We start from the raw sequence: 9,155 nt of genomic DNA, 5'->3' as shown, positions 1-9,155 counted from the left end.
CACCGGCACCCTCCGCCGAGACGACGACACCCCCACCCGCTTCCTCACCTCACTCGCCACCCTCCACACCCGACACACCACCACCCCCCACACCCCCACACCCACCCCCAGCCACCACACCGACCTCCCCACCTACCCCTTCCAACACCAGCGCTACTGGCTGGAGGGTCCGAGCGGCAGCACCGACGCCGGGGCGCTGGGGCTGGCGGCCGACGAGCACCCGTTGCTCGGCGCCGTCGCCGAACTCCCCGGTTCCGGCGGAGTGCTGGCGACCGCGCGGCTGTCCCGTACGACGCACGGCTGGCTCCTCGCGGACGCGGACGGCGGCCCGGCCGCCGTACCCGCCGCCGCACTGGTCGAGATGGCCGTGCACGCCGGCGACCAGGTCGGTGTGGGCGTGCTGGACGAACTCGTCGTCGAGGCACCGCTGGTCCTGCCCGCCTCGGGCACGGTGGCCATCCGCGTGCAGGTGGGTGCGCCGCACTCGGGTTCAGGCGCCGCCCCCGGCAGTCGGCAGGTGAGCGTGCACGCGTGCGCGGACGGTTCCGAGGAGTGGACCCGGCACGCGGTGGGCCGGTTCTCCGCCCATCCCCCGGCTTTCGTCGGCGACTTCTCGGTACGGCGTCCGGAGGGTGCCGAGGCCGTGGCCGCGGACCTGTTGCCCGAGGGACTGCGGGAGGCCTGGCGGTCCGGCGGGGAGGTGTACGCGGACGTGGTGCTGCCGGAGACGGGGCACGACGGGGCGGACTTCGGTCTGCATCCGCTGCTGCTGGAGGCGGTGCTGCGAGCGGCCGAGCTGGGCCCGCTGGGCGCGGCCGGGACGGACGGGAAGGTGCTGGTGCCGCACACCTGGCGCCGCTTCTCCCTGTACGCCTCGGGTGCCCGCCGGCTCAAGGTGCGGATCACGCCGCACGGCACGGACGGGGTGTCGATCGCCGCGGCCGACCCGTCGGGGGCTCCGGTCCTGTGCGTGCGCGAGCTGACGTTCCGTTCGGTGGACGCCTCGGAGCTGGTGACCCGTGCCGACGAGGTGCGCAACGCGTTGTTCCGGGTGGCGTGGCAGGAGATCCCGACGCCCACGGAACGCACCGGAGCGGACTGGCCGGTGCTCGACCTGACCGGCCGTACCGGCGCCGACACCCGGGAACTGACCGGCGACGTCCTGACCACCGTCCAGACCCACCTCGCCGACGGGGCGGACGGCACCCGACTGGTCGTCCTCACCCGCCACGCCCTCCACGACCCCGCCCAGGCCGCCGTCTGGGGCCTGCTCCGCACCGCCCAGAACGAACACCCCGACCGGATCATCCTCGTCGACACCACCCAAGACGACCGACACCTCCTGCCCGCCGCCCTCACCACCGGCGAACCCCAACTCGCCCTCACCGACGGCCACATCCGCGTCCCCCGGCTGGTCCGCGCCGAGCCCACCGACGCACCCAGCCCCCTCGACCCCAACGGCACCGCACTCATCACCGGCGGCACCGGCACCCTCGGCGCCCTCACCGCACACCACCTCGTCACCCACCACAACATCCGCCACCTGCTGCTTCTCAGCCGCCGCGGCCCCGACGCCCCCGGCGCCGACACCCTCACCCGTGAGCTCACCGCCCTCGGCGCCCACGTCACCCTCGTCGCCGCCGACGCCGCCGACCCCGACCAGCTCACCACCGCACTCGCCGCCATCCACCCGCACCACCCCCTCACCGCCGTCATCCACACCGCAGGCGTCCTCGACGACGGAATCTTCACCGCCCAGACCCCGGAACGCCTGGACGCGACCTTCCGCGCCAAGACCGACGCGGCCCGTGTGCTGCACGAGCTGACCAGGGACCACCACCCGGCCGCCTTCGTCCTCTTCTCCTCCGCCGCCGGCACCCTCGGCAACCCCGGACAGGCCAACTACGCCGCCGCCAACGCCGCCCTCGACGCCTACGCCCACCACCTCCGCACCCACGGCACCCCCGCCGTCTCCCTCGCCTGGGGTTACTGGTCGGACGTGAGCGGGATGACCGCGCACCTCGACGAGACCGCGCTGCGCCGTCACCGGCGGGACGGCATGCTGGGCCTGTCGGCCGGCACCGGGATGGCGCTGTTCGACGCGGCTGTCCGGGCGGACGGCGCCGCCTTCGTCGCGGCGCGCCTGGACCTGGCCGGGCTGCGCGCCCGGTCGGCTGCGGAACCGGTGCCGTCGCTGCTGCGCTCGCTGGTGCGTCCGCTGCGGCGCGCGGCCGCCGTGGGCGGCGCGGAACAGACCGCGGCCGTGGGCTCGCTCGGGCAGCGGCTGGTGAGCCTGCCGGCGGCCGAACGGGAGCGCACCCTGGTCGATCTGGTGCGGGCGGAGGCGGCGGCCGTCCTCGGCCACGGCTCGCCCGACGCGATCGGTGAGATGCGCGCGTTCAAGGACGCGGGCTTCGACTCGCTGACCGCCGTCGAGCTGCGCAACCGGATCGGCAAGCGCACCGCGCTGACCCTGCCGACGACGCTGGTCTTCGACTACCCGACCCCGGCCGACCTGGCCCGCAAGCTCCTCGCCGACCTGGTCGGCGAGGTGGCCGGGCCGGTCGCCGACGGCGCCGGGGAACACCGGCGCACGGCGGCGGACGACGATCCCGTGGTCATCGTCGCCATGGGCTGCCGGTTCCCCGGCGGGGCCGACGGGCCCGACGAGCTGTGGCGCGTCGTCGCCGACGGTGTCGACGTGGTCGGCGGGTTCCCCGAGGACCGCGGCTGGGACCTCGACGGCATCTACGACCCCGATCCGGAGCACCTGGGCACCTCGTACGCGCGGAGCGGGGCGTTCCTGGACACGGCGACCCGGTTCGACGCGGGCTTCTTCGGGATCTCCCCGCGCGAGGCCGTCGCCATGGACCCGCAGCAGCGGCTGCTGCTCGAGGTCACCTGGGAGACGTTCGAGCGGGCCGGGATCGACCCGACGGCCCTGCGCGGCGAGCACGTGGGCGTGTTCGTCGGCGTCAACGACCGTGACTACACGCTGCGGTTGCAGCACGCGGCGGGCGAGCTGGAAGGCTACCGGCTGACCGGCACCTCGGGCAGCGTCGCCTCCGGCCGTATCTCCTACACCTTCGGCCTGGAGGGCCCGGCGCTGACCGTGGACACGGCCTGCTCCTCGTCGCTGGTGGCGCTGCACCTGGCCGCGCAGTCGGTGCGCAGCGGCGAGTCGACGATGGCGCTGGCCGGCGGTGTGGCGGTGATGACGACCCCGGACGCGTTCGTGGAGTTCTCCCGCCAGCGCGGGCTGTCCACCGACGGCCGCTGCAAGGCGTTCGCGGACGCGGCCGACGGCACCGGCTGGGCGGAGGGCGCGGCTCTGCTGCTGGTGGAGCGGCTGTCCGACGCGCGCCGGGCCGGGCATCCGGTGGTCGCGGTGGTGCGCGGTTCGGCCGTGAACCAGGACGGCGCCTCCAACGGCCTCACCGCGCCCAACGGGCCCTCCCAGCAGCGCGTCATCCGCGCCGCGCTCGCCGACGCGGGCCTGTCGGCGTCCGAGGTCGACCTGGTGGAGGCGCACGGCACGGGCACCACGCTCGGCGACCCGATCGAGGCGCAGGCCCTGCTCGCCACCTACGGCAAGGACCGCGCGCGGCCCCTGGGGCTCGGGTCCTTGAAGTCGAACATCGGGCACACCCAGGGCGCGGCCGGTGCCGCCAGCGTGATCAAGGTGGTGCAGGCGATGCGGCACGGTGTCCTGCCCAGGACCCTGCACGTCGACCAGCCGTCGACGAAGGTCGACTGGAGCGCCGGCGCCGTCGAACTCCTCACCGAGGCCCGGCCCTGGCCCGACCTCGACCGCCCCCGCCGGGCCGCCGTCTCCTCCTTCGGCGTCAGCGGCACCAACGCCCACGTCATCCTCGAACAGGCCCCCGCGGACGCGCCCACGGAGGCAACGGTCACCGCCGAGGCTCCCGTCGGCTCCGCCGAGCCGTCCGCCGTGCTGCCGGACGTCCTGCCGTACGTCCTGTCGGCGAAGTCCCCCGAGGCGCTCGCCGGTCAGGCGGCGCGGCTGGCCGCCGGACTCCGAGGCGGCGACGCTTCACACACCGGCGCCCCACACACCGGCGCGCCGCGCACAGACACCCTCCGCACAGACACCCCACGCACGGACACCCCGCTCTCCGACGCCCCGCTCGGCGATGTCGCGCACTCCCTGCTGACCTCGCGGGCCGCGCTCGACCATCGTGCCGTCGTCGTGGCGGCCGATCGTGCCGAACTGCTCGCCGGGCTGGACGCGCTGGCCACCGGCGAGGCGGACGGGGCCGTGGTGACCGGTGGCCCGGCGGCGGGCCGGACGGCGTTCCTGTTCACCGGACAGGGCAGCCAGCGGGCCGGGATGGGCCGCGAGCTGTACGCGGCGTACCCCGAGTACGCGGCCGCGTTCGACGCGGCGTGCGCGGAACTGGACCGGGCGCTGGCCGAGCACGTGCCGCTGCCGGTGCGCGAGGTGGTGTTCGCCGAGGACGGCACCGAGGCGGCCGCGCTGCTGCACCGCACGGTGTACACGCAGTCCGCCCTCTTCGCCCTCCAGGTGGCCCTGTACCGGCTGGTCGAGGCGTGGGGCGTGCGCCCGGACTTCGTGGCCGGGCACTCGATCGGCGAGCTGGCCGCGGCCCACGTGGCGGGCGTGTACTCGCTCGCCGACGGCGCCCGGCTGGTCGCCGCGCGCGGCCGGCTGATGCAGGCGCTGCCCGAGGGCGGGGCGATGGTCGCCGTCCAGGCGTCCGAGGACGAGGTGCGTGCCCTGCTGCCGGCCGACGGCCGGGCCGGTGTCGCCGCCGTCAACGGACCCGAGGCCCTCGTGGTGTCCGGCGACGAGGACGCGGTCCTCACGGTCGCCGCCGCCCTCGCGGAGCGCGGACGGAAGACGAAGCGGCTGCGGGTCAGCCACGCGTTCCACTCGGCGCTCATGGAGCCCATGCTGGCCGAGTTCCGGGCCGTCGCCGCCACGATCACGTGCGCCGAGCCCAGTGTCCCCCTGGTGTCCACGCTGACCGGGGCCGGGATCGGGCTCGCCGAGCTCGGCACCCCCGACTACTGGACGCGGCACGTCCGCGAGGCGGTGCGCTTCGCGGACGCGGTGCGCTGGATGCGCGAGCGGGGCGCCGGCCACTTCCTGGAGATCGGGCCGGACGCGGTGCTGACCGCGATGGCCCGGGAGACCGTGGACGCGCTCGGCGCACCCGACGGCTCGGCCTTCCTGCCCGGGCTGCGCCGCGCACGCCCCGAGCCGGCCACGCTCCTCACCGCGGTCGCCGGGCTGTGGGTCCGGGGCGTACCGGCCGCCCCCGTCCCGCGGACCGGGGTCCGCCGGGTGGAGCTGCCCACCTACGCCTTCCAGCGGGAGCGGTACTGGGCCGAGACCGGTCCCGGCGCCGCCGACCTGGGCTCCCTCGGGCTCGCCGAGGCCGCGCACCCGCTGCTGGGCGCGGTGGTCGAACTCCCCGACGGCGCCGGGGTGCTGGCGACCGGACGGCTGTCGGCGGGCGGGCCCGGCTGGCTCGCCGACCACGCCAAGTCGGGGGTCGTCCTGGTGCCGGGCACGGGCCTCGTGGAACTCGCCCTGCACGCGGGTGACCGGGTCGGCACCGGGACCCTGGAGGAACTGGTGCTCCAGGAGCCGATGGTGCTGCCGGAACGCGGTGGCGCCGAGGTGCGCGTCCAGGTCGGCCCGGCCGAGCACGGCACCGGGCGGCGCCCGGTGAGCATCCACTCCCGCCCCGGCGCCGACGCCGACTGGGTACGGCACGCCGCGGGACACCTCACGCCCGGCCCCGGCCCGGCCGGCGCACCGCTCGCCGAGTGGCCGCCCCCGGGCGCGCAGCCCGTCGCCGTCGACGGCTTCTACGAGCGCCAGGCCGCCGCAGGCCACGACTTCGGGCCCGCCTTCCAGGGGCTGCGGAAGGTGTGGCGGCGCGGCGCGGAGACGTACGCGGAGGTGGCCCTGCCCGAGGCGGCCGCCACCGGAGCGGACTCCTACGGACTGCACCCGGCACTGCTCGACGCGGCCCTGCACGCCACGAGCTTCGGCGCGGTCGCCGAGACCGAACCCGGCCACGTACTGCTGCCGTTCGCTTGGAACGGGGTGACCCTGCACGCGACGGGCGCCACCGCCCTGCGGGTGCGGATCACGCGGCTCGGGAACGACACGGTGGCCGTCAGCGCCGCCGACACCACGGGCGCACCGGTCGCGTCGGTCACGTCGCTGGCCTTCCGGGCCGTCGACCCGCAGCGGCTGGACGCCGGGGACGGCGCCCTGCGGGACGCGTTGTTCCGGGTGGCGTGGCAGGAGATCCCGACGCCCGCGGAACGCTCCGGAGCGGACTGGCCGGTACTGGACCTGACCGGCCGTACCGGCGCCGACACCCGGGAACTGACCGGCGACGTCCTGACCGCCGTCCAGGCCCACCTCGCCGACGGGGCGGACGGCACCCGGCTGGTCGTCCTCACCCGGGACGCCCTCGACGACCCCGCCCAGGCCGCCGTCTGGGGCCTGCTCCGCACCGCCCAGAACGAACACCCCGACCGGATCGTCCTCGTCGACACCACCGGAGACGACCGGCACCTGCTCCCCGCCGCCCTCACCACCGGCGAACCCCAACTCGCCCTCACCGACGGCCACATCCGCGTCCCCCGGCTGGTCCGCGCCGAGCCCGCCGACGGAACCGGTCCGCTCGACCCGCGCGGTACGGCCCTGATCACCGGCGGCACCGGCACCCTCGGCGCCCTGGCCGCACGCCACCTCGTCACCGCCCACGGCATCCGCCACCTGCTGCTTCTCAGCCGCCGCGGCCCCGACGCCCCCGGCGCCGACACCCTCACCCGTGAGCTCACCGCCCTCGGCGCCCACGTCACGCTCGTCGCCGCCGACGCCGCCGACCCGGACCAGCTCACCGCCGCACTCGCCGGCATCGACCCGCACCACCCCCTCACCGCCGTCATCCACACCGCAGGCGTCCTCGACGACGGAATCTTCACCGCCCAGACCCCGGAACGCCTGGACGCGACCTTCCGCGCCAAGACCGACGCGGCCCGTGTGCTGCACGAGCTGACCAGGGACCACCACCCGGCCGCCTTCGTGCTGTACTCCTCCGCCGCCGGCACCCTCGGCAACCCCGGACAGGCCAACTACGCCGCCGCCAACACCTCGTTGGAGGCGCTGGCACGGGGCTTCCGGGCCGCGGGCTCGCCCGCCGTCTCACTGGCCTGGGGCCTGTGGGCGGAGGCGAGCGGCATGACCGGCGCGCTGGGCGCCGCCGACCTTGAGCGCGGCCGGCGGACCGGTGTCACCGCGATGCCCACCGAGCAGGCCCTCGCCCTGCTCGATGCGGGTCTCGGGTCCCGCGAGGCCGTACTCGTGACGGCACGCCTCGACCTGGCCGGAGTACGCCGCCGGGCCACGACCGCCGACGACGTGCCGGTGCTGCTCCGCGGACTGGTGCGGGCCCCGCGCAGGGCCGCGAACGCCACGGCGGCGGCCGAGACCTCGCTCGCCGACCGGCTGGGCGCCCTCTCGCCGGACGAACGTCTCGCCGACGTCGTGGAATTGGTGCGCACCCAGGCGGCCGCCGTGCTGGGCCACGCCACCGCCCGCGCGATCGGCGCCGAGGCCGCCTTCAAGGACGCCGGTTTCGACTCGCTCGCCGCGGTGGAGCTGCGCAACCGGCTGACCGGCGCGACCGGCGTACGGCTGCCCGCGACGCTGATCTTCGACCACCCGACGCCGGTGGAGCTCGCCGAACGGCTCATCGAGGAACTCGGTCTCACCGGGGGCGCGGCGGACACGTCGGCCCTGACCGCCGGAGTCGACGCCCTGGAACGCGCCCTGGACGCGCTGTCCGAGCCGGACGACACGGTGCGGGCCCTGCTCGGGACCCGGCTGCTCGACCTGGCGGCCCGGCTCGGCGCGACCCCGCTCACCACGGCGTCCTTCGGCACCGGGAGCGGGGAGGCCCTCGACCTCGACACGGCCACCGACGAAGAGATCTTCCAGCTCATGGACGGCGAACTGGGTCTGTCCTGACGACATCGCCGCAGCCAGTCCATCCACCGACGAGCCCCGAAGGGACCGACCGGGCCATGCCCAACGAACCCACGGCCACACCCAGTTCACCGTCCACGACCACCACCACCTCGCACGCCGCCGGTTCCGCCGGTGAGCGGAAAATGCGGGAGTACCTCAAGCGGGCTCTCGTGGATCTGCAGCAGGCCAACCAGCGGCTGCACGAGATCGAGGCCGCCCGCTCCGAGCCGATCGCGATCGTCGGTATGGCGTGCCGGCTGCCGGGCGGCGTGACCACGCCGGACGAGCTGTGGCGGCTGGTCGACGAGGGCCGTGACGCGGTCTCCGGCTTCCCCGAGAACCGCGGCTGGGACCTGACCCGCCTCTTCGACCCCGACCCCGAGCGCCCCGGCACGTCCTACGTGGGCGAGGGCGGCTTCCTGCACGACGCCGACGGGTTCGACGCCGCGTTCTTCGGCGTCAACCAGCGTGAGGCGCTGGCGATGAACCCCCAGCAGCGGCTGCTCCTCGAAACCTCCTGGGAGACCTTCGAGCGCGCGGGTCTCGACCCGACGAAGCTGCGCGGCCGGCGCGTGGGGGTCTACACGGGGGTGATGTACCACGACTACGCCACGGACATGGAGAACGCGCCGCCGGAGGTCGAGGGCTACCTCAGCACCGGTACGGCGGGCGCGGTCGCCTCGGGCCGCATCTCCTACACGCTGGGCCTCGAAGGGCCCGCCGTCACGCTCGACACGGCCTGCTCCTCCTCGCTGGTCGCGCTGCACCTGGCGATCCAGGCACTGCGCGGCGGCGAGATCGACATGGCGCTGGCGGGGGGTGCCGCCGTCATGGCCACCCCGGGCGTCTTCGTGGAGTTCTCCCGGCAGCGCGGGCTGTCCCCGGACGGCCGCTGCAAGGCGTACGCGGAGGCCGCCGACGGCACCGGCTGGGCCGAGGGTGTCGCGACGATCCTCGTCGAGCGGCTGTCGGACGCCGAGCGGCTGGGACACCCCGTCCTGGCGGTGGTGCGGGGCTCGGCCATCAACCAGGACGGCGCCTCCAACGGCCTCACCGCACCCAGCGGCCCCGCCCAGCAACGCGTCATCCGCCAGGCCCTCGCCAACGCCGGCCTCAC

At 75.5% G+C, this 9,155-nt stretch carries 2 protein-coding genes; both read left to right on the top strand.

Annotated elements, in window-relative coordinates; genetic code table 11:
* A partial coding sequence (locus tag AB0G52_RS40635; RefSeq protein WP_361344264.1) for an SDR family NAD(P)-dependent oxidoreductase occupies positions 1 to 8,038 on the top strand: 8,038 nt, incomplete at its 5' end.
* A gap of 143 nt (positions 8,039 to 8,181) precedes the next feature.
* The coding region (locus tag AB0G52_RS40630; RefSeq protein ID WP_361344267.1) for a beta-ketoacyl synthase N-terminal-like domain-containing protein at positions 8,182 to 9,155 on the top strand (974 nt) is incomplete at its 3' end.

Source organism: Streptomyces sp. NPDC021562, from assembly GCF_040640875.1.
Lineage (GTDB): Bacteria > Actinomycetota > Actinomycetes > Streptomycetales > Streptomycetaceae > Streptomyces.
This window is presented reverse-complemented; position numbering and strand designations above follow the sequence as displayed.